General features: G+C 44.2%; 25 protein-coding genes and 1 pseudogene. 11 read left to right on the top strand and 15 right to left on the bottom strand.

What is annotated here, in order from left to right; translation table 11 throughout:
- Window position 1: 1 nt before the first annotated feature.
- The gene (locus MAE_RS11275) at window positions 2–1111 is read right to left on the bottom strand and encodes an iron-containing alcohol dehydrogenase family protein (RefSeq protein ID WP_012265683.1); all 1110 of its coding nucleotides are present in this window, start codon (window positions 1109–1111) and stop codon (window positions 2–4) included.
- A gap of 19 nt (window positions 1112–1130) precedes the next feature.
- Window positions 1131–1688: a Ycf51 family protein gene (locus tag MAE_RS11280; RefSeq protein WP_080506966.1), complete on the bottom strand. Its 558-nt coding sequence runs from the start codon at window positions 1686–1688 to the stop codon at window positions 1131–1133.
- Here MAE_RS11280 and MAE_RS11285 point away from each other — a divergent pair.
- Window positions 1665–2282 carry a 7-carboxy-7-deazaguanine synthase QueE gene (locus MAE_RS11285; protein ID WP_002799113.1) on the top strand — a complete coding sequence of 206 codons (618 nt, stop codon included), beginning with the start codon at window positions 1665–1667 and terminating at the stop codon, window positions 2280–2282. The genes MAE_RS11280 and MAE_RS11285 overlap by 24 nt on opposite strands.
- Before the next feature lie 124 nt (window positions 2283–2406).
- On the opposite strand, the gene MAE_RS29365 is transcribed toward MAE_RS11285, so the two are convergent.
- Entirely contained in the window at window positions 2407–2571 is a 165-nt protein-coding gene (locus MAE_RS29365; protein ID WP_158303513.1) for a hypothetical protein, read from the bottom strand.
- 61 nt (window positions 2572–2632) lie between these two features.
- Between MAE_RS29365 and MAE_RS11290 the strand changes: the two genes are divergently transcribed.
- The 3 genes from MAE_RS11290 to queC are packed head-to-tail and all read left to right on the top strand — an operon-like array spanning window position 2633 to window position 4001.
- On the top strand, window positions 2633–2950 hold the full coding sequence (locus MAE_RS11290) for a hypothetical protein (protein WP_002799114.1): 318 nt from the start codon (window positions 2633–2635) through the stop codon (window positions 2948–2950).
- Complete coding sequence (locus MAE_RS11295) at window positions 2947–3309, top strand: hypothetical protein (protein WP_012265685.1); 363 nt, start codon at window positions 2947–2949, stop codon at window positions 3307–3309. Before MAE_RS11290 ends, MAE_RS11295 begins: the two co-directional genes overlap by 4 nt.
- Complete coding sequence (gene queC / locus MAE_RS11300; protein ID WP_002799117.1) at window positions 3309–4001, top strand: 7-cyano-7-deazaguanine synthase QueC; 693 nt, start codon at window positions 3309–3311, stop codon at window positions 3999–4001. Before MAE_RS11295 ends, queC begins: the two co-directional genes overlap by 1 nt.
- Before the next feature lie 26 nt (window positions 4002–4027).
- Here queC and MAE_RS11305 read toward each other — a convergent pair whose 3' ends face one another.
- Entirely contained in the window at window positions 4028–4600 is a 573-nt protein-coding gene (locus MAE_RS11305) for a manganese efflux pump MntP (protein ID WP_012265686.1), read from the bottom strand.
- Between the two features lie 308 nt (window positions 4601–4908).
- Complete coding sequence (locus MAE_RS33780; protein ID WP_148204743.1) at window positions 4909–5079, bottom strand: alpha-ketoglutarate-dependent dioxygenase AlkB; 171 nt, start codon at window positions 5077–5079, stop codon at window positions 4909–4911.
- Between the two features lie 199 nt (window positions 5080–5278).
- On the opposite strand from MAE_RS33780, the gene MAE_RS11310 reads away from it, so the two are divergent.
- Window positions 5279–6232 (top strand): branched-chain amino acid ABC transporter permease, encoded by a 954-nt coding sequence (locus MAE_RS11310; protein ID WP_012265688.1) that lies wholly within the window; start codon window positions 5279–5281, stop codon window positions 6230–6232.
- 91 nt (window positions 6233–6323) lie between these two features.
- Window positions 6324–7235, top strand: coding sequence for a hypothetical protein (locus MAE_RS11315; protein WP_012265689.1), 912 nt, complete (start codon window positions 6324–6326; stop codon window positions 7233–7235).
- 515 nt (window positions 7236–7750) lie between these two features.
- Here MAE_RS11315 and MAE_RS11320 read toward each other — a convergent pair.
- The 5 genes from MAE_RS11320 to MAE_RS33315 all read right to left on the bottom strand — a co-directional run bounded on the left by MAE_RS11320 (window position 7751) and on the right by MAE_RS33315 (window position 9540).
- Window positions 7751–8029 (bottom strand): hypothetical protein, encoded by a 279-nt coding sequence (locus MAE_RS11320; RefSeq protein ID WP_231859767.1) that lies wholly within the window; start codon window positions 8027–8029, stop codon window positions 7751–7753.
- A 427-nt stretch (window positions 8030–8456) separates the two neighbouring features.
- On the bottom strand, window positions 8457–8717 hold the full coding sequence (locus MAE_RS11325) for a DUF4926 domain-containing protein (protein WP_002794897.1): 261 nt from the start codon (window positions 8715–8717) through the stop codon (window positions 8457–8459).
- Between the two features lie 6 nt (window positions 8718–8723).
- A complete protein-coding gene (locus tag MAE_RS11330; protein WP_012265692.1) occupies window positions 8724–9053 on the bottom strand; it encodes a DUF6883 domain-containing protein in 330 nt (109 codons plus the stop codon).
- Between the two features lie 29 nt (window positions 9054–9082).
- A complete protein-coding gene (locus tag MAE_RS11335) occupies window positions 9083–9367 on the bottom strand; it encodes a helix-turn-helix domain-containing protein (protein ID WP_002799128.1) in 285 nt (94 codons plus the stop codon).
- Entirely contained in the window at window positions 9364–9540 is a 177-nt protein-coding gene (locus MAE_RS33315) for a hypothetical protein (RefSeq protein ID WP_158303514.1), read from the bottom strand. Before MAE_RS33315 ends, MAE_RS11335 begins: the two co-directional genes overlap by 4 nt.
- Between MAE_RS33315 and MAE_RS33320 the strand changes: the two genes are divergently transcribed.
- Window positions 9539–9796, top strand: a complete 258-nt coding sequence (locus MAE_RS33320; protein ID WP_041804050.1) for a hypothetical protein — start codon at window positions 9539–9541, stop codon at window positions 9794–9796. The genes MAE_RS33315 and MAE_RS33320 overlap by 2 nt on opposite strands.
- Before the next feature lie 248 nt (window positions 9797–10044).
- On the opposite strand, the gene MAE_RS33325 is transcribed toward MAE_RS33320, so the two are convergent.
- Window positions 10045–10257, bottom strand: a complete 213-nt coding sequence (locus MAE_RS33325) for a hypothetical protein (RefSeq protein WP_158303515.1) — start codon at window positions 10255–10257, stop codon at window positions 10045–10047.
- Window positions 10258–10510: 253 nt separating this feature from the next.
- On the opposite strand from MAE_RS33325, the gene MAE_RS11350 reads away from it, so the two are divergent.
- Window positions 10511–12898: an ATP-dependent Clp protease ATP-binding subunit gene (locus MAE_RS11350; RefSeq protein WP_012265696.1), complete on the top strand. Its 2388-nt coding sequence runs from the start codon at window positions 10511–10513 to the stop codon at window positions 12896–12898.
- 154 nt (window positions 12899–13052) lie between these two features.
- Here the strand turns inward: MAE_RS11350 and MAE_RS11355 are convergent, their stop codons facing one another.
- Both MAE_RS11355 and lnt read right to left on the bottom strand, forming a co-directional pair.
- Complete coding sequence (locus MAE_RS11355; protein ID WP_012265697.1) at window positions 13053–13295, bottom strand: hypothetical protein; 243 nt, start codon at window positions 13293–13295, stop codon at window positions 13053–13055.
- 59 nt (window positions 13296–13354) lie between these two features.
- Window positions 13355–14881 carry an apolipoprotein N-acyltransferase gene (gene lnt / locus MAE_RS11360; RefSeq protein ID WP_012265698.1) on the bottom strand — a complete coding sequence of 509 codons (1527 nt, stop codon included), beginning with the start codon at window positions 14879–14881 and terminating at the stop codon, window positions 13355–13357.
- Between the two features lie 236 nt (window positions 14882–15117).
- Here lnt and MAE_RS11365 point away from each other — a divergent pair, with 236 nt between their 5' ends.
- Window positions 15118–15876, top strand: a complete 759-nt coding sequence (locus MAE_RS11365) for a GAF domain-containing protein (RefSeq protein ID WP_012265699.1) — start codon at window positions 15118–15120, stop codon at window positions 15874–15876.
- A gap of 91 nt (window positions 15877–15967) precedes the next feature.
- Here the strand turns inward: MAE_RS11365 and MAE_RS11370 are convergent, their stop codons facing one another.
- Window positions 15968–16354, bottom strand: a complete 387-nt coding sequence (locus MAE_RS11370) for a hypothetical protein (protein ID WP_012265700.1) — start codon at window positions 16352–16354, stop codon at window positions 15968–15970.
- 269 nt (window positions 16355–16623) lie between these two features.
- A pseudogene (locus tag MAE_RS36060) lies at window positions 16624–16740 on the bottom strand (helix-turn-helix domain-containing protein); the annotation flags it as partial.
- Window positions 16741–16831: 91 nt separating this feature from the next.
- Between MAE_RS36060 and MAE_RS11380 the strand changes: the two are divergent.
- Window positions 16832–17821, top strand: coding sequence for a CAP domain-containing protein (locus MAE_RS11380; protein WP_012265702.1), 990 nt, complete (start codon window positions 16832–16834; stop codon window positions 17819–17821).
- A gap of 208 nt (window positions 17822–18029) precedes the next feature.
- Window positions 18030–18659, top strand: coding sequence for a ribonuclease D (locus tag MAE_RS11385; protein ID WP_002799135.1), 630 nt, complete (start codon window positions 18030–18032; stop codon window positions 18657–18659).
- Window positions 18660–18778 lie beyond the last annotated feature (119 nt).

An 18778-nucleotide genomic window follows, 5' to 3' on the forward strand; every position in this document is an offset into this window, starting at 1 on the left:
CTTAATTAGCTTTAACTTTCTGCCCGATCGTATCGGCAGTGGTAGTGGAAACCATGGCCGCCATAACTTGTTCGGGGGAAACCGTAAAAGGCAGACGATGAATGTCCGAATTAGGCTGACAGGCAATTGCGGCCGCGTGGCGCAACTGGGCCAGGGAAACATCTCTTAATCCTAAATCCTCTAGGGATTTCGGTAAACCAATTTGTTCATAAAACTGGATTAGTTGCCCCCGGGCCGATACTGCCAATTGATTACCCAAAACTATTTCCTCTAGACGCAATTGGGCGAGGATGCCGTAGGCGACTTTTTCCCCGTGCAGGGCATGATGGCAAGCGGGAATATGGGTTAAACCATTATGAATTGCATGGGCGGCCACGGTACGACAATTAGCGCCCCCCAAACCACCAATTACTCCGGCTAATAAAACGGTGGCATCTACCACCTGTTTCCAGTCCTCCCCGCCGATATTTTCCAGGGCTGCCGGGGATTTTTGGAAAAGAATATCCCGCAAAACCCGGGCCTGTTGGACAGCGGCAATGATCAGGGTTTCTGTGCAATGACCGCTACTGACGGAAGCTTCGTACCATTTAGCGATCGCATCGCCAATACCGGCGATTAAGGTTCTTTTCGGGGCAGTTTGGATAATACCGTAATCGAGAATTAATAAATCCGGGCAACGGGCTAGGGACAGATCGTAAAGAAACGCCCCCGCATCGGAATAAACGTTAGATAGGGCCGTCCAAGCGGCACAAGTGGCCGCGGAGGTGGGAATCGTGGCGATCGGCAAATGGCACTGATGGGCGAGTAATTTGGCCGTATCGAGGGCCTTGCCGCCACCCACACCGATGATAAAATCTGCCTCATGACTCTTGACAGATGCCTTTAAATATGCTAAGGAATTTTCCGAACAATCGGGGGCGTAACTGTGATAGCTAGGAGTGAGATTTTTCAGGGGAGATGACAAAAAAGCTAAATTGCGATCGCCGCCCACCACCAGGGGACGTTTACCCAAATCCGCTAATTTGCCGGTGGATTCTTCTAGGGCATTGTCACCCCGAATCACTTGTGCGGGGGCGATTAACAGGGGCAAAACAGCGACAGCATTGGACATTTTTTGACAACCTCAAGGATTATTGGCTAATTTTAGCGAAACTTTCGGGAAAAAGCTGTAGTTCAGGTGTATTATCCCCCGGGGCGGTGAAGGATTTTTTAATCTGTCCTAAGTACAAAGGAGCAGATAAACCGGGCTGAGGGTGAACCAGAGTGCGAGCGCTAATGATAAATTGATTATTACCGCCAGCACCGGCGCGACCGGAGGAAAACAAGTCACTAGCGGCTTGTTTTAGGGTTGCTTCCACTTGCTCGGGAGTAACAGTATTGGGCAGGGAGATAACAGCTTGATTAGCTCCGTTATCATAGACAAGGGAGAATCTCACCGCTCCCGGAATTTCGGTACGGGTAAACAGTCCCAACCCAAGACCGAAAATCCCCACCGTCAACACGGCCATAAAGCTAGTGACACCGACGAGACGAAAGCGGATTCCCCAACCGACGAGAAAAGCGATAATCGTGAGTACCAAAAAAACCAGCGTGGCAATACCAGACCATTGGATGTATTTGGCAAAGTTCAGGGGAATGTCCATATTTTCTATAATACTGATTCTATGAAAACGGTTAGCATAAACCATTGTACCTATCCTGTTGTCGAAACTTTCCATTCTGTCCAGGGCGAAGGCTTTTGGACGGGAAGCAATGCTTTTTTCCTCCGTTTGGGAGGTTGCGATGTCTATTGCCCTTGGTGCGACCAAAAAGAGTCTTGGAATGCCCACCGTTATCCACAACAATCCCTGCGGGAATTGGTTGAGATGGCAAAAGGGGCTAACCCCGCTATGGTGGTGATTACCGGGGGTGAACCTTTGATGCACAATCTTGATCCTTTGACCAAGGAATTAAAAAATCAGGGTTTACGGGTACATTTAGAAACTTCTGGCGCTCATCCTTTTACCGGGGTTTTCGATTGGGTGACTTTTTCTCCTAAAACTTATAAAATGCCCGATCCTAGTATTTATGCACGGGTAAATGAGTTAAAAATTGTCGTGGCTCATCCAGAGGATTTAGACTGGGCATCTATGCAGGAAAGTAAGTTATCGGAAGGGGTGATTAAATATCTACAACCCGAATGGAATACAGCAGAAAGCAAAGAGTTAGTCTTTAATTATGTTCTTCGGCATCCCCAATGGCGTCTCAGTCTCCAAACCCATAAGTTTTTAGGAGTCCGCTAGTCAGTTATCAGTTATCAGTTATCAGTTATCAGTTATCAGTTATCAGGAGTCAGTTATCAGGAGTCAGTTATCAGGAGTCAGTTATCAGGAGTCAGGAGTCAGGAGTCAGGAGACTACTTTTTATTTATTCTCCCCACTTCCCCATCTCCCCACTTCCCCATCTCCCCACTTCCCCATCTCCCCACTTCCCCATCTCCCCATCTCCCCACTTCCCCACTTCCCCATCTCCCCATCTCCCCCCGCAACGCGCACGAAGTGGTCTCCCCACTTCCCCATCTCCCCAATTCATAATTCATAATTCATAATTCATAATTCCCAATCCCTAATTTACTAACAAGAGGTTAAATACTATGTCTAACAACAATTCTGAACGAGTAGTGCGTCGTGGTCGAGTTTTTCCGGAGATGCAATCTACAGAGGAAGAAAAGGCCAAACATCGCGCCCGACAATTAGAATTTTATCATCGTTGTTGGCCGATTTTTCAGAGTTTACAGCCCCGGTTAATGAAACATTATTATGGTTGGTACATTGCGATCGAACCCGATAGCGGCGATTATTTTATCGATCCCGATCAAGAAGTGGCCAGTAAAAAAGCCAGGGCAAAATATCCCGACAAAATTCATCACATCTTTGGCATTAATGAAACTGGAGTTAGTGGCAGAATATGATTGAAGGGAGATTTGGAACCAAAGGACAAATTTATTTTGATATCGATTTAGTTGGCGATGATGGATTGATTCTACCCGCAGAAGTTGTGCTGGATACGGGTTTTACCGAGTTTTTAGCCATAAATAGTCAAGATGCTGACAGTCTTGATTGGCGTTTTTTGCGACAAAATAAATTGATAACCGCTCAAGGAGAAGCATTTTTTGATATATATTTAGGCAGAGTAAGAATTGATGGTCAGGAATACGAAATTCCCGTCTTTGCAGGGGAGGCAATTAAGGAGATTTTGTTAGGTTCGCGGTGGCTAAAACAATTTATCTTAGTAGCTAATTATCAACAAACACAGGTGACATTAGGATAATGACAAAAAAGGCGATTATTTTACTTTCCGGGGGATTAGATTCAGCGACAACAGCAGCGATCGCTCTAGCTGCTGGTTATCAATTAATTGCCCTTTCCTTTCGTTATGGACAAAGACACGAACGTGAATTAGCGGCGGCGAAAAAAATTGCTAATTTCCTCAATATTAAAGAACATCATCTGATCGAAGTCAATCTATCTTTGTGGGGAGGTTCCGCTTTAACGGATCAATCTATAGCTATTCCCCAAGAGGGAATTAACCCAGATATTATCCCGATTACCTATGTGCCGGGGAGAAATACAGTTTTTATTTCGATCGCTCTTTCTTTAGCGGAAGCAAGGGAAGCGGAGGCGATATATTTAGGAATTAATGCGGTGGATTATTCCGGTTATCCCGATTGTCGTCCCGAGTATTTAGATGCCTTTCAAACTTTAGCTAATTTATCATCGAAAGCGGGTTTAGAAGGGAAAGCACCCCAATTAATTGCCCCTTTGGTGATGGATAGTAAGGTAGATATCGTCCGTCGTGCCGTTAGTTTAGGGGTTCCCATTGCTGATACTTGGTCTTGTTATCAAGGAGAAGTTGAACCCTGCGGTTTATGCGATTCCTGTCGCATCAGAGATCAGGCTTTAATTGAGGCCGGTTATCCCGAATTAGCCACTCCCCTGTTGAAAAACAGCCGGGGAAAATAGGGAGGATAGTGAAAAATGGAGATAATCTAGGCGATTAAATGTTCAATGAGGATTTTACTGCCGATTAATATTAAAACTAAACCGCCGAGAATTTCCACCTTTTGACTAAATAAATTACCGAATTTATGCCCGATAAAAACAGCTATAAAACATAGAGCAAAGGTAATAGAACCGATGACAGTGCAAGCTAAAAGTAAGGGAGTTTTAATCATCGATAGACCCAAACCAACTACTAAAGCATCGATGCTAGTAGCGATCGCTAATCCGATTAAAGTATAGGAATCTAGAGGATTAAATTTTTTTTCCTCGTCATCATTTTGAACAGCTTCGTAGATCATTTTACTGCCGATCGCCCCTAAAATAATAAAAGCGATCCAGTGGTCAAAAGAAGCAAGAAAATCGCGACAAGTTAGACCAATACCCCAACCGATCATCGGCATAATCGCTTGAAATCCGCCAAAAAACAAAGCAATTTTCAAAGCCTTATTAACATGAATATGACGAATCATCAGGCCACTGGTCAGAGAAACGGCCACGGCATCGGCGGCTAATCCCACGGCCACAAAGGAAGTGGTTAAAAGTTCGAGTGAAGTAAACATCTATAGTTGTTTATCCTTTAATTTCCCCCTATCTTAACTAATTTTTACCCAGAAAACTTTCATATTTCTCTCATGATCCTCTCATTTATCTATCATTTCTCTAACCTAAGTAGGTAGGCGTTAAAAGTTGTCAGATGCCCCCCTTATCAAGGGGGGATTAAAGGGGGGACTAAGGGGGGATCGGCACCCCCCTTATCAACGGGGGCAGGGGGGATCGAACCTAAAATCCATTTTTAATTTAATTATAACCAGCTACTTAATTAGTGAGAGGATCGAATTGAAAACGTTTAAAACCACATTACTGGTTTCTAACCGATCGCCTGCACCTGATGGATCGCTTCTGGGGTAAAACCGATAATATACTCAGCTTCTAGGACTTTTTCAGCCGCTACTGCGATTTTATCGGGAAATTCAGCCGTAGGAGTCCGAGTAACCAATGCTACTGTTTCATAAATTCCCCCGAATTTTTTCCAGGACAAAGTTGAGGAAGATACCTTTTCCCATCATCGATCATCCCGTCTGCTTTTAAGGTGGCGAACGCTACCATATAGGAAAAGTGCCAAGTAAAAAATTATGATAATTTCGAGAATTACCGGAGAATGAGGTGGGAGAGAACGGTGATAAAATTAGCTAATTGACTCCCCTAACTTAAGCACTCAATAACCGCTCACTGAAAATATGGCTGATTTTTTTAACACCTATGGTTTTTTAATTGTTTCAATGATATTTGGAGCCATATTAGGCATTTCAATTTATCTGCCCTTAATGGCCGGTCAATTATCCTTAGCAACCCCCGGTTTTTACGCTTTAGGTGGTTATGTTGCCGCCATTCTTTCCACGAAAGTTTTTACTAATACTGGTAGCAATTATCCCCTTAATTTGGTCTTTTTAGAAATGTTAATTGCTGGCATTATTGCAGGAATATTAGCCATAGTTTTAGGTATTCCTGTTCTCCGTTTGCGAGGGATTTATTTAGCTATTGCCACAATCGCCTGGGTAGAAATTTTGAGAATTATTGCCCTTAATCTCGAGATAACTGGCGGTGCGGTCGGTATTTTCGCCATTCCCCAACCTTTCACCACTCAATTAGCCTACCTTTGGCTGGCCTTGCCCCTCTTATTCCTAACTATGCTGTTTCTCTACCGGTTAGAAAACATCAAAATTGGTCGGGCATTTAATGCCATTCGTGCCGATGAATTGGCAGCTGCATCTATGGGAATTAATCCCACCTATCACAAAGTTTTATCCTTCACTTTCGGGGCAGTTTTAGCGGCAGTGGTGGGAGCGGTAAGCGCCCATTTTCTCAATACTTGGAATTCCCGTCAGGGAACTTTTGATGCCAGTATTATTTTCCTGGCTTTCGTTTTAATTGGTGGTTCAAGAACTTTTGTCGGGCCCGTGGTGGGCGGCATTGTTTTAACTGCTTTGCCCGAAGTTTTACGCGCCCTCGGCGGCATGAATGGTTTACCAATTTGGTTAGGGAATTTCTTGCGCGATGGTCGTTTGATTATTTTTGGAATTTTAATCGTTTTGGGAACAATTTTTTATCCCCAAGGCTTAATTACACCTGAATTAATCAAAAAACTAATTCCTTTTAAAAGACGTTCCTCTCTTAGTCAATTTGATTCCTAGTCATGGATCAATGTTGTCGATTGGATTCCTTTTTAATTAATGATATAATAGGATAGTTTATCCCCCTTTATATTCTCAGTCATCTCCGAGAATGACCCGCCAAATTCACGACCAATTTGCCAAGGAATATTTAGAGGAACTGTTAGCGCCTCTAGGAACCATAAAAAAGAGTAAGAAAGTGAAAAGTGAGGTTCAAGAAATAGATGTCTGGTTTGAACCGGCCAGTTCACCATTAAGGACCGAACTCCCTTTAGGTTTACTCGGAAAAATGGCGGCGACTTCCTGTTTGTTTGAACCTTTCCGTAACCCGCCCTCAGAAATAGAGATTCGCAGTTGTATATCAAAGTTATATACTGTTCATAATGACCTGTTAAGAAAGGCGAAACGGGCAAACAAAACTCTGACGGTCGCAGAATTGCCAGTTTTATGGATTCTCACCCCCACCTTTTCAGCTAGAATGATTCAAGGATTCAGGGCTGACAGCGATGAGAGGAATTGGTTAAAAGGGGTTTACTTTTTAGCTGACTTCCTCAAAGTGGCAATCGTTGCCATCCACCAGTTACCAGTGAGTGAAGACACTTTATGGTTGAGGGTTTTAGGAAAAGGAGAAACACAAAAAAGAGCCGTAGAAGAGTTAGTTCAATTGCCAGAAGATAACTCTTTTAAAGAAAATTTGTTAGAAATTCTAGCCAACTGGCGTAAGAATTTGGAATTGAGAGATAATTTAAGTAGCGAGGAACAGGAGGACATCATGAACCTATCACCAGCCTATCTAAAACAGCGAGAAGATTGGAAAATAGAAGGAAAACAGGAAGGCACTTTAGAGGGACAACTCTCGCTGATAGCTAGTCTTCTGGAAGGGCGGTTTGGAACCCTAGATTCGGAATTGTCTGGTCTAGTTGAACAGATTGCCCAACTTCCCATCTCAGAACGCACCGGGTTACTTCTTTCTTTAGTGAATTTATCCCGCTCTGAACTGTTAGAAAGATTGAGAAAAGATTAAAGTTTTAGTCCGCTCAAGCCATGAATTTTCATGCCAAAATCCTGATGGTAGTTTGTCTGCTGAGTTACTGTCATGGTCAAATCTAGCATTCCCTCAGACGCTCTAGCCGTGGGTTGGATTGAGCTATCATTATTGAGCAGGTATTACCAATCGGCTCAAAAGGCGAAACCCAACCAAGATTGTGAAAATATTCCGGGAAGTTGTTGGGTTTCCTTGGGTCAACCCAACCTACGAGTTTTACTCTAAACTTGGTCTGACTGAATCAAGGGGGCATTTATGGTATTTTTAGAAGCAATTTAGCCAACTTTTGTGGTTTCTTTTTTGGTGGATTTAGAGGACTTCAGTTTGCGTTTGAAGAAAATACCATACAAGATCATGTGATCGCACTAAGGGAAAATTTTATAAATTTCTTGGCGATGAGCAACTCGTTGATAGATAATGGTTTGATGATTTGACCTCTCCCCCAACCCCTCTGGGAGCAGGAAAGGGGAGTTAGTCTGGATTCATTGGTAGCCTTATTCGTCTTCGTTTCTTAAAGGTATAATTCCTTTAAGAATCTTTCCTCTAATAATCAAATAGGCAGGAAAACAATACACCCAAAGGAGCAATACAAACAAAAAAACTGACCATGAATTACCAAATGATGGTACGAATGATCCTGTAATTTTATACTTATGAATTTCTATTCTATGGGAATCACTTGCTGCCCAAAGTGCTGTCCAGAAGACAATTCCACGCATTATAGGACCTCCTGTAATCGCTCCAAGACCAATGCCAACAACCAAAATCAACAATGTTAGTAAAAGTGAATTTCTCCAACCCATAATGAATATTAATCTTTTTAGTAGTGTTTCTATCGAATCGAGATAGACTCGCGCATCCTTGCCCATGCCATTGTTGAAATTGCGGGTATTGCGATCGCTTCTTCGCAGCCAAGTTAAGCAACACCCCAACCCAACACCAAAGGGAGATAGCAGAAGAATACACACTCCCCCCCCATAACTGTATCAAAAGCTACAATTTAATAAATCTTTATATTCTTCTCCCTAGCTTAGGGATTCACAGGGGAAAGAGTTTCAGGTATTTTCCCCTGTTTTACTGCTTCTCAAGCGACCTATCGCCTTCCGTGAGGGATTGTGGCGCGGTGTGTCAGATTCGATAATAGGGTTCAAAATTTCGCTAACCGCTACTTGAGCCATAGCGTTTTCCCTTAAGCAGAATTCACGCCGCCTCCAGTTCATAATGCAATACCAGAAGCTCATCGCCTGGCAGAATAGCCATCGCATATTCCCTCCCCTGACTGTCAGAAAATTCCACTAAATATTGATAGCGCGAACCTTTTTCATACACCTCAACCACCGTTCCCACCTGTCCGCTTGGCAAGCTGGGGACAGCTTCATAATCTGGCTCAACTAAAGTCAATCGCTCCCGAGGGACGGAGTTGAGGATGGCAACCGTATCTAAAAGTTTGATGTCTTTCATGGTACTTCACTTGATAAAGGCAGAAATTAGGCGAGGGTTGGGATTAATTAAGCTGATTTCCCAGATAGTTCGCAGTTGTGTTTCTTCCCGTTCTGGTATCGTCCAATCCACTCTAAACTGCTGGCCGAATTCCGTGACCGCTTGTTGCACAACTTCCCCCTCCAGGGCAGCCTGTGAGATGAGCGATCGCAAAACCTCAGCGTTCTCGGCAGTTATTCCCAGACGAGAGCGAAAGACTCTGGCTTGATTTTTTCCTCTGGAATGTTCTGGATTTAAGCAATAGCCAATCAGTTTTTCCATCGAGATTTCTGCCAGTTCCCCGTTGGGTAATTTCATCTGCGGCACTCCGAACTTTCTGACTTCCCTCAGAGCAACTCGATTCGCAATTGGCGGCCCACCACAGAAGCCGCCCGTTGGATAGTATCGAGAGAAACGCCCGTCTTTTCCGGGTCGAGGAGGCGGTCAAGTTGCGCTCGACTGGTCTGCATCCGCGCCGCCATCTCCGTTTTCGTCAGAGAGATCCGTTTCATCTCCTCAGCCAACTGCCGCGCCAGTAACCGTTTGAGTGCCACCGCACTACAGTCCTCCTCAAGACCTTCTTCTTTGAGAAAAGCATCGAAATCGGAGCCAGTATGGGGGTTAGCGGTCATATTTTTGCTGTTCCTTCTTGCGCTAGTAGGGGCGAACGGCCGTTCGCCCCTACTAGATTTCCCGTTTTGGGGTTTTTGGGACTTCGCCGATGTTGCCGTGCGGCAGAATCATCTCCCCTCGGCTGATGTAAAAGATGACCCGCGTGATGCGTCTGCCCGTAGGGGCAATTCATGAATTGCCCCTACTCCGCACCTCCCATAAGTCTTGATAACCGGAAAGTGAACGGCACAGGGGCAGCCGATGGGAAAGCTAAACTCTACGTCCTTGATATCGCTGCCAATAATCCGGCAATCTTCACGGCCGAGGGTTTTCCACCAATCTTTGACTGGCTCCGACCCACCTTCGGCTCGAAAAAACTTGGCTGGCAGCCTTTTCAATCCTTACCTTCTCAGTTATCGAAAATTTGGGTTAAAACCCCGTCCTTTTAGGACGGCTTTAAGCTACAATGGAAAAAGCGATAACCAAGCTAAAAACTGAACCTTGACCACAGATAGTAGGGGGTTTTGTTCAGAAAAGAATTCAAATTCGGCCTTGAACGAGTAAAACTTTCTAGGAAATAAGGTTGAACATGAGATTTTTTCGACTTGTTCAAAGTGGCCGTCCGGCATTCGGACACTCAAAACGGACGGGTCGAAAGAGTCAGACTTAAGCAATTAAGCGTTTTTCGCTATCTGCGTCAACCCCGTTGACGCGACCACCCTAAAAAAGTGGCGTGGTGAGGAATCGCCGTCCGTTTTACGGCGGCGAGGATGTCAAATGGTACATCAATCGGATTAACGAGATCGTCAACGGTCGCCCAGAAATCACTGGGAGTACCGCCCTTCGATTGGCGAAATATTGGCAAGTTTCCCCATATTTCCGGCTGAACCTGCAAATTCGTTACGATCATCTCCCCCCGCAAGGCGCACGAAGTGGTCTCCCCCCGCAACGCGCACGAAGTGGTCTCCCCCCGCAACGCGCACGAAGTGGTCTCCCCACTCCCCCATCACCCCACTTCATAATTCATAATTCATAATTCATCATTCCCACTCCCCACTCCTGTCCCCTAACCCACCCTACTGATACGGATATCCCCCTTCCGGCTAATGTAAAGAAAACGTTACAGTAACAAGTAAAGCCCAGTAGCCAGGAAGCCGTCGATCATGTTTGAATACTTTAACCAGAAAGCTATCAAAGCGGTGATGTTCGCCCAAGAGGAAGCCCGTCGTACCGGTCACAGTGTCGTCGGTACGGAGCATTTACTGTTAGGATTGATAGGAGAAGCCACCGCCACCGCAGCCTTAATTCTCAAGGATTTAAAAGTTACCCTGCACGAAAGTCGCCGCCTGATTGAAGGAATGACCGGCCGCGGCACCGGTTACAGTCCCGTTAATATCCCTTTTACCCCGAAAGCGAAAAAGATGTTCGAGCAAGCATTTCAGGAAGCTCGACAATTAGGGGAAAATGCGATCGCAACTGAACATCTATTACTCGCTATCACCAGCGATCCCGAATCCCTAGCCGCTAAAATTTTAATTATGCAGGGTGTTGATTTGATCAAACTTCGCGGCCTTTTAATTAAAAATGCCGGGGAAAAAGTCGCTAGTGGTCGCTTCACGGCCAAGAGTGACTATGAAGACCAGAAAAATGCTCCCCAAGGCGGGATTTTAGCCCAATATGGTCGCAATTTAAACCAAGAGGTCAAAAATGGCAAAATTGACCCTGTAATCGGTAGAGAGCCAGAAATCGAGCGAGTTGTCCAAATTTTAGGCCGTCGTACCAAAAGTAACCCGATTTTACTGGGTGAGCCGGGGGTGGGCAAAACAGCGATCGCTGAAGGGTTAGCACAACGCATCCATAATGGCGATATTCCCGAACTTTTGCAGGATAAACAGGTAATTGCCCTCGATATGGGGTCTTTACTGGCGGGAACCCGTTTTCGCGGCGATTTTGAGGAACGTTTAAAGGGTATCGTGGAGGAAGTTCGCAAATCGGGCAATATTATCCTGTTTATCGATGAAATTCACACTCTTGTGGGTGCTGGTAGCATGGGAGGAGCCATGGATGCTTCTAACTTGCTTAAACCTGCTTTAGCTCGCGGGGAGTTACAGTGTTTAGGGGCAACAACTCTCGATGAGTATAAACGGCATATTGAGCGAGATGCGGCTCTAGAAAGACGTTTTCAGCCAGTTATGGTGGGAGAACCAACTAAAGAGCAGGCGATCGAGATTTTACGCGGTTTAAAAGCCACCTACGAGGATTTCCATCAGGTAAAATACGATCAAAAAGCGATCGAAGCTGCCGTTAATCTATCCTCGCGCTATATCAATGATCGCTTTTTACCGGACAAAGCGATCGATCTTCTCGATGAAGCGGGATCCCGCACCCATCTACGCTATTCCCTGCAAAGTACAAGTCCTGCGGAGGTTAGGGAAGAATCACCCCTAATTAACCCCGAATCTTTAATTCCAGTGGTGGATGCGGAGGAAATCGCCCAAATTGTCGCCGCTTGGACAGGTATTCCCGTTACCCAATTAACTGAAACTGAGTCGGAATCGCTCTTAAATCTGGAATGTCAACTGCACGAGCGGATTATTGGCCAACAGGAGGCAGTGAATGCCGTTTCTCGTGCTATTCGTCGAGCGCGAGTAAATTTAAAGAATCCTAACCGTCCGATTGCCTCGTTTATTTTTGCCGGTCCCACGGGAGTCGGTAAAACTGAATTAACGAAAGCCTTAGCTAAGTTGCTCTTTGGCTCGGAATCCAGTATGATTCGCCTAGATATGTCGGAATTTATGGAATCCCACACGGTTTCTAAATTAATTGGTGCGCCTCCCGGATACATCGGTTACAATGAAGGCGGTCAGTTAACGGAAGCAGTGCGTCGTCAACCCTATAGAGTGGTCTTGTTTGACGAAATCGAGAAAGCACATCCCGATGTTTTTAATCTTCTCCTGCAACTGTTAGAAGATGGTCATTTGACCGATTCCCAAGGTCGTCGGGTGGACTTTAAGAATACCCTAATTATCATGACCTCGAATATTGGCTCAAAAGTCATCGAAAAAGGCGGTAATAGCTTAGGATTCGAGATTGCTGACGATTTTGCTCAATCGCGCTACCAACAGATTTCTAATCGGGTGACAGAGGAGTTAAAACAATATTTCCGTCCCGAATTTCTCAACCGTCTCGATGAAATCATTGTTTTCCGACAGTTAACTCGCGAAGAAGTTACCCAGATTGCCGATATTCTGATCGCGGATCTAGCCAAACAATTGACAGAAAAAGGCATTTCTGTGGAAGTTACCGCCGCTTTTAAGGATTTGGTCATCAATGAGGGTTATGATCCTAGCTACGGTGCGCGGCCTTTACGTCGTGCTTTAACTCGACGCTTAGAGGATAGTTTAGCGGTCGCGATGTTATCGGGAAAAGTCAATTCTGGAGACCATGCGATATTAGATGTAACTGCTGAAGCTGTGGTGACAGTCTCTAGTCATCAGCGCTCTGAGCAAAGCGATATTCTCTCGCAATTACAGTTACAACCAGTGGGTTAATCCCCTCAAAAATTGCTTTTTTCGGGGTTGAAACATTTTCAACCCCGATTTTTATCATCTAAGTAGCTGGTTATAATTAAATTAAAAATGGATTTTAGGTTCGATCCCCCCTGCCCTCCTTGATAAGGTAGGGTTGATTCATGAATCAACCCTACTATTTAGGGAACCAGCGTTCTTGAATTTGATTAATCGCCCAGCTTAAAATCGCCCCCGCAATTAAAATACTAATAGCAGGATTGAATAGGGGCAGCCAAAGACGCTGAAAAAGTTTAAATCCTAGGGGAATTCCCGTGGATTCACCGATAACAGCCACGGCAAACCAGAGAAAGCCCGCTATTACTAAAAACACATCAAATATTAAGATTCTATTCAACCACTTGACAAATTGCTCTTTCATTGCCTTAAAAACTTAGGTTATTTAACAGTTTATTCACGAAAAAGTATAGCACTGTCACCTTAATCCCAAGCTCTCCAGAGCCAAGCGAGTCCGGCAGTAATGATTAAAACTTTAGTTAACCAATCTCCCCAGCGCACATATAAAGTTCTCGTATCCCGTCGATAAATTGTTTCGCTATGGATTTGATATTTATCTAAATCCGATAGCCAAAGGTGATTACCGTGGGGATCGACAAAAGCAGAATAACCTGTATTGGTGGCCCGGGCCATCCATCGATCGGTTTCGATCGCTCGCATGGTATCCTGAGCATGGTGTTGAGCGGGCATGGCGTGGCTATAATGGGCGTTATTAGAAGCAGTAATAATAAATTCGCCTCCCCTAGCAGTTTGACGGCGAAAATGTTCGGAAAAAGCCGACTCGTAACAAATGCCCACAATTATTTGACCGAAAGGGCTGTCAATAATTTGATCAGGATTTCCCTGGATTAAATGCGCTTGCAAGGGAGAAAGGCGATCAACAATTCCGCCCAAAATTTCCTGAAAAGGAACGTATTCGCCTAAAGGCACGAGAATTACTTTATCATACCGACTAATCACCTGTCCCTCGCCATCAATGGTCAAGAGACTATTGTTATAACCCTTGTCCACCTTGCCAAATGCACCTAACCAGATCGGCGTTTTTTTGGCTAAAATTGCCGAATAAATCGAGCTATTATTGACTAAGTTCTCCCAATAGTAGGGTAAGGCCGTTTCAGGAGTTAAGACGGCATCTACTCCTCGATCGGCGAGAATTTGATAACCAGAGGTGTAACCTTCGAGCGCCTTTTGAAATCCCAGGGGCGAAAGTTTAATCGTGTTGGCAATATTGCCCTGAATGACGCCAATTTTTATCCCTAAATCCCTTGACTTTTCGATCGGTTTATGGTAAACATTCCATCCCCAGAGATGGAGGCTAAAACAAATGAGGAGGGGTAAAGAGAGAAAAGCGAGATTTTGCCGCGATTGACGGATTAGGAGCAAGCTTTCGGCGATTAAACCGTTAACTGCCACAATTGCCGCCGTTACCGTCGTAAAACCCGATAATTTGCCCAATTGCAGAATCAATAAATTATGGGGACTTTGACTATAAGCAAGGGTAGTCCACCAGAGAGGGGATTGACTCCAGAGAGATTCTAACCCACACCAGAGGGCAGTACCGATGAAAACCCGTAGGAGGGCATCCCGAAAAGATGACTGATTAACACTTTTGTTGACATAAAACATGACTAACGTCCAAGTTAGCACGATCGCCGTTCCCCAAAAAGTAATAAACAACCAACAAAACAGGGCAATTAACAAACTCGCTAACCAGGGGACACCCATCCACGTCATCGGGTGAATTCCCGTGATCCAGAATAAAGCGAGGCCATGGTAGGCAAAACCCCAGCCAAAACCGTATAAAAGCGGTTTTTTTAGGGATTTTTCCGCTAATCTCACAACAATCCACAGGGGGACGAGAGAAATCCAAGCGAGTAACCACCAAGAAACCGGTGCTACTGTTAACCCCATCCCCACACCGGCCAAAATTGCCCAGAGAAAACGCACCATCTTTCACTCCAGTCAGGTTAAACTCCTCTGACCTACTAGATCAGAGTAGCTAGAGGGAAGACAAAACACAAGAGACATACAGAAGTTTTGGCTACATCTACAATAGATCAGTTAGCGAGTAAAAAAGCCCTTCCGTGAGATGCTATGGCAAGCTATAGACTCAGACAAACAGGGAGATGGGGAATGTCACCCTCACCCTGAAAGCCTAAACTCGGACTGAATAAGTGATTGAATACATGGATAATTTTAACCCCAAATTAACGGCTCTGGCTCTTGTCTTGAATGTCGAGGAAAATCTCGAAGATATTTTTCGGAAAATAGCTAGTATGAGCGCTCATCAATTGCGAGCGCGGCACTGTTCAATTATGTTAAGCTCTCCACAGGAATTAAAAGGGGAAATTACCGATTATCTAGAAGTTTTTGCCCATTATGATGATCTATCACCCTTGGCTGATCAAGAAATAATTAAACTCGATCAAGTTATTGCCGACAGTGTAGCGGCCACAGGAAAACCTTTACTAATTAAGGATATCACTCGATCGCCATTTTCCAGTGCAGCCCCTTATCCCAAAAGAGCAAATAATAATAGTTTTATATCCGTACCGATTATCCTAAACGAGCAGGTAATCGGAGTAATTAATCTCAGTTTTCCCCTAGACAAAAAACATTTTGAACCATTAGATTTAGAAATCTTGCAGTTATTCGCTCAACAGGCTGCCCAATCCCTGCAAATTTTTCATTTGCAAGGGATGTTAAAATCTCGTTTTGTGGCGATGGCAGTGACTAGGGAAATAGCAGAAATTCAGTCCGAACATTTGATCGCTGTCCCTCCTTATCCCCCAAAATTAGCCAAAATTGTCGCTAAGGCTTTTTTTAAAGAATTGACTCAGGCCGGTTTTGGAACCCATCAAGTTATTGAGATTGCTAATGAGGTTTTGAATTTACTACAAAAGACCCTTAATAAACATAAAAATCGTCTGGAAGCAAAAGATTGAGCGCTAGTCAAGGGTTAAAATCGACTAACTTGCCACTCCAGTAGCGTCTTAAGGAGTAATTGAGATAGTTAACAGCTTAATTGGTTGTTGTTTACTGATTACCGCTGCCGTCCTGCCGTCCTAATTCATAGACACCACAGGCAACACAGGCGAGAATACCGACACTAATCGGCCAACTTTTTCCTAAACTAATCTCGATTAACCAATCGGAGAAACCGCCGAGAATGAGAAAGGGAATAATACTAAAGATAGAGGCATAAAAAGCATTTTGGGATTCTCTGGCGAGGCGAGTTTTTTCAAACTCCTCTAGGGAAGTATAGAGGAAACGCTCGGCAAAATTAAACCAGCCATAGAAAATTTCTATAAACCAATTTCGCACCCCAGCTAACCCCAGATACAATGCTAAAGACCAGAGACAGCTACCGGCAATAAAGGCCGGGGAAATATTGATAGTGAAGGGCAGAAAGTCGATTACCATAAATGAGAGCCACAGGAGTGATAAATTTGAGCGAGCGGCTTGATCGATCTTAACAAGTCTTGACCCTGGCACCAAAAAGTTGACATCCTCACCGCCGGGGCCGGACGGTGATTTCCAAACCTGACGATTTGGGTTTCTGTTTGGGGTCCCTTACCCGGTTTCGCGGCTGCCTTAACAGATTTACCCCCCTCTGGTCATCAGGTCGCCACCAGGACTGGGAAAATGGGGAAATGGGGAAATTCAACTAAAACCCCTTCGCTGTGATTTCTCTGTGTTCTGACATGAAGAGCTTTATTGTCAACTAATCTTACACCGCCCAAGGTGCGCCGCAATAGCGACTCTTGTTCTGGTGTTGGGTAAAATCGGTAGCGATCGGCTTTCCCCATACCTGACGTTCTGGCATATATCCTGTAAATGCGCTAGTATTTAACAGTAAATCCAACCTAGAACGGCGGGGTTTCAGACCCAATTTTTTTGATGAAAAGTTTTTTTAAGAAACCTTATCGGTTAGGAATTTTGATGCTTGTATCGACAAGTTTAATGGCCTGTAGTGCCTTAAACTATAGCTCTTTTACGGAACTCGTGCCATCTTTCTCTCCCGCTCCTTCTCCCTCTCCTTTAGATGCGGCAACTTTACTTATTTTAGAGAATAAAATCTATCAACAGGTCAATCGCTATCGTCAATCTCGTAATTTATCTCCCCTACTGTTAAATCGAGCAATTTCGCAACAGGCAAGATTACATAGCCAACGTATGGCCGCGGGTTTAGTTCCTTTTAGTCATCAAGATTTTGACAAAAGAGCGCAAACTATTGGTGTTTCGGTTCCCTATCAAGCGGTGGGGGAAAATGTGGCAGTTAATCAAGGTTATGATGACCCGGTAATGATTGCGGTGGATGGTTGGATTAAAAGTCAAGGTCATCGGGAAAATATGGAGGGAGATTTTGATAGTACCGGGATTGGAGTAGCGACGGATAATCAAGGGAAATTGTACTTTACTCAAATATTTCTAAAACGTCAATCCGATCCTGTTTCTACTAATTCCCTTAGCTACGATTCTATCGAGAATAAATCTTTTTTAATCCCCCTCGAAGAAAACACTAATTATCAAGTTAATCGCTACCGAATTTCTCAAAATTTACCGCCCCTACGTCTCGATGCTCGTATTAGTCATGAAGCTCGCTTATTTAGTCAAAAAATGGCCCATAAACAGGCTCCTTTTAGTCATGATGGTTTTGAGGGAAGAGTCAAGGCAGTACAAAGGAAGATTCCTTTAGAAAAAATGGGCGAAAATTTGGCTTTTATGAAGGGATATCCTGACCCCGTTAGCGTTGCCGTCAAGGGTTGGATTAATAGCCCCGGCCATCAAAAAAATATGGTTGGTGATTATAATCTCACCGGTATCGGTATCGCTAAAAATAATGCTGGTGAATATTATTTTACACAACTTTTTGTTAAAAAGCGTTGACAAAATTACCCCGATGATACCTAAAATTAATTACCAGTCTTTAGCTATCAGCCTTTTCGGTGATCAGTTATCAGTTATCAGTTATCAGTTATCAGTTATCAGTGATCAGTTATCAGGGAAATAAAGGCACTCGTGCAATAGGCAAAAGCATTACAAATTTCCCTCCTGTCTCCTGTCTCCTGTCTCCTGTCTCCTATCTGCTAACTATATGAACTTAGACAATTTTCAAGTGTGCGATCGAGATTTAAGCGATGACCTATTATCCCGTTATCTAGGGGTTAATTCGATCGCTGTAGATACAGAAACTATGGGATTAATACCGGGGCGCGATCGACTGTGTTTAATTCAACTCTGTGATCCCAGTGGTTTTGTCACTGCCATTCGGGTTTTTAGGGGGCAAACAGAGGCTCCTAATCTCAAAAAGGTCATGGAAGATGAGCGGATAGAAAAAGTCTTTCATTTCGCCCGTTTTGATGTGGCTCAATTGTCCCAAACTTTTGGCATTGCCACTAAACCGATTTTCTGTACCAAAATCGCCAGTAAACTGGCTCGGACTTATACCAGCAGTCACGGTTTAAAAAGTCTCGTGCAGGAATTGGAAGGCATAGAATTAGACAAAACCGCTCAGAGTTCTGATTGGGGAAATGCCGCTAATCTCACCCCACAACAACTGAGTTATGCTGCTAACGATGTGCGCTATTTACTGTCAGTGCGAGATAAATTAATTGTGATGCTGCAAAGAGAAGAAAGATGGGAATTAGCCCAAAAGTGCTTTAGTTGTATCCCCATCTTCACCGCTTTAGATTTACAGCAATACAAAGATATATTTGAGCATTAGTCAGCAAAAGTTACAGTCTATTTAATAAGTAAATAGAAGAGAGATTTTGTCTTTGATCCCCCCTTAATCCCCCCTTGATAAGGGGGGTGCTGATCCCCCCTTAATCCCCCCTTAATAAG

This window comes from Microcystis aeruginosa NIES-843 (genome assembly GCF_000010625.1).
Lineage (GTDB): Bacteria > Cyanobacteriota > Cyanobacteriia > Cyanobacteriales > Microcystaceae > Microcystis > Microcystis aeruginosa.

What these genes read in the sequence shown, in the direction of transcription:
- MAE_RS11330 (WP_012265692.1), bottom strand. Translation starts at nt 9,053, where the DNA reads ATGAAATTACCCAACGGGGAACTGGCAGAAATCTCGATGGAAAAACTG.
- lnt (WP_012265698.1), bottom strand. Translation starts at nt 14,881, where the DNA reads ATGGTGCGTTTTCTCTGGGCAATTTTGGCCGGTGTGGGGATGGGGTTA.
- MAE_RS11365 (WP_012265699.1), top strand. Translation starts at nt 15,118, where the DNA reads ATGGATAATTTTAACCCCAAATTAACGGCTCTGGCTCTTGTCTTGAAT.
- MAE_RS11370 (WP_012265700.1), bottom strand. Translation starts at nt 16,354, where the DNA reads ATGGTAATCGACTTTCTGCCCTTCACTATCAATATTTCCCCGGCCTTT.
- MAE_RS11295 (WP_012265685.1), top strand. Translation starts at nt 2,947, where the DNA reads ATGATTGAAGGGAGATTTGGAACCAAAGGACAAATTTATTTTGATATC.
- MAE_RS33320 (WP_041804050.1), top strand. Translation starts at nt 9,539, where the DNA reads ATGAATTGCCCCTACTCCGCACCTCCCATAAGTCTTGATAACCGGAAA.
- MAE_RS11335 (WP_002799128.1), bottom strand. Translation starts at nt 9,367, where the DNA reads ATGACCGCTAACCCCCATACTGGCTCCGATTTCGATGCTTTTCTCAAA.
- MAE_RS11385 (WP_002799135.1), top strand. Translation starts at nt 18,030, where the DNA reads ATGAACTTAGACAATTTTCAAGTGTGCGATCGAGATTTAAGCGATGAC.
- MAE_RS29365 (WP_158303513.1), bottom strand. Translation starts at nt 2,571, where the DNA reads ATGAATTGGGGAGATGGGGAAGTGGGGAGACCACTTCGTGCGCGTTGC.
- MAE_RS11290 (WP_002799114.1), top strand. Translation starts at nt 2,633, where the DNA reads ATGTCTAACAACAATTCTGAACGAGTAGTGCGTCGTGGTCGAGTTTTT.
- MAE_RS11280 (WP_080506966.1), bottom strand. Translation starts at nt 1,688, where the DNA reads ATGGTTTATGCTAACCGTTTTCATAGAATCAGTATTATAGAAAATATG.
- queC (WP_002799117.1), top strand. Translation starts at nt 3,309, where the DNA reads ATGACAAAAAAGGCGATTATTTTACTTTCCGGGGGATTAGATTCAGCG.
- MAE_RS11305 (WP_012265686.1), bottom strand. Translation starts at nt 4,600, where the DNA reads ATGTTTACTTCACTCGAACTTTTAACCACTTCCTTTGTGGCCGTGGGA.
- MAE_RS11355 (WP_012265697.1), bottom strand. Translation starts at nt 13,295, where the DNA reads ATGAAAGAGCAATTTGTCAAGTGGTTGAATAGAATCTTAATATTTGAT.
- MAE_RS11315 (WP_012265689.1), top strand. Translation starts at nt 6,324, where the DNA reads ATGACCCGCCAAATTCACGACCAATTTGCCAAGGAATATTTAGAGGAA.
- MAE_RS11285 (WP_002799113.1), top strand. Translation starts at nt 1,665, where the DNA reads ATGAAAACGGTTAGCATAAACCATTGTACCTATCCTGTTGTCGAAACT.
- MAE_RS11325 (WP_002794897.1), bottom strand. Translation starts at nt 8,717, where the DNA reads ATGAAAGACATCAAACTTTTAGATACGGTTGCCATCCTCAACTCCGTC.
- MAE_RS11380 (WP_012265702.1), top strand. Translation starts at nt 16,832, where the DNA reads ATGAAAAGTTTTTTTAAGAAACCTTATCGGTTAGGAATTTTGATGCTT.
- MAE_RS33325 (WP_158303515.1), bottom strand. Translation starts at nt 10,257, where the DNA reads ATGATCGTAACGAATTTGCAGGTTCAGCCGGAAATATGGGGAAACTTG.
- MAE_RS11310 (WP_012265688.1), top strand. Translation starts at nt 5,279, where the DNA reads ATGGCTGATTTTTTTAACACCTATGGTTTTTTAATTGTTTCAATGATA.
- MAE_RS33315 (WP_158303514.1), bottom strand. Translation starts at nt 9,540, where the DNA reads ATGAATTGCCCCTACGGGCAGACGCATCACGCGGGTCATCTTTTACAT.
- MAE_RS11350 (WP_012265696.1), top strand. Translation starts at nt 10,511, where the DNA reads ATGTTTGAATACTTTAACCAGAAAGCTATCAAAGCGGTGATGTTCGCC.
- MAE_RS11275 (WP_012265683.1), bottom strand. Translation starts at nt 1,111, where the DNA reads ATGTCCAATGCTGTCGCTGTTTTGCCCCTGTTAATCGCCCCCGCACAA.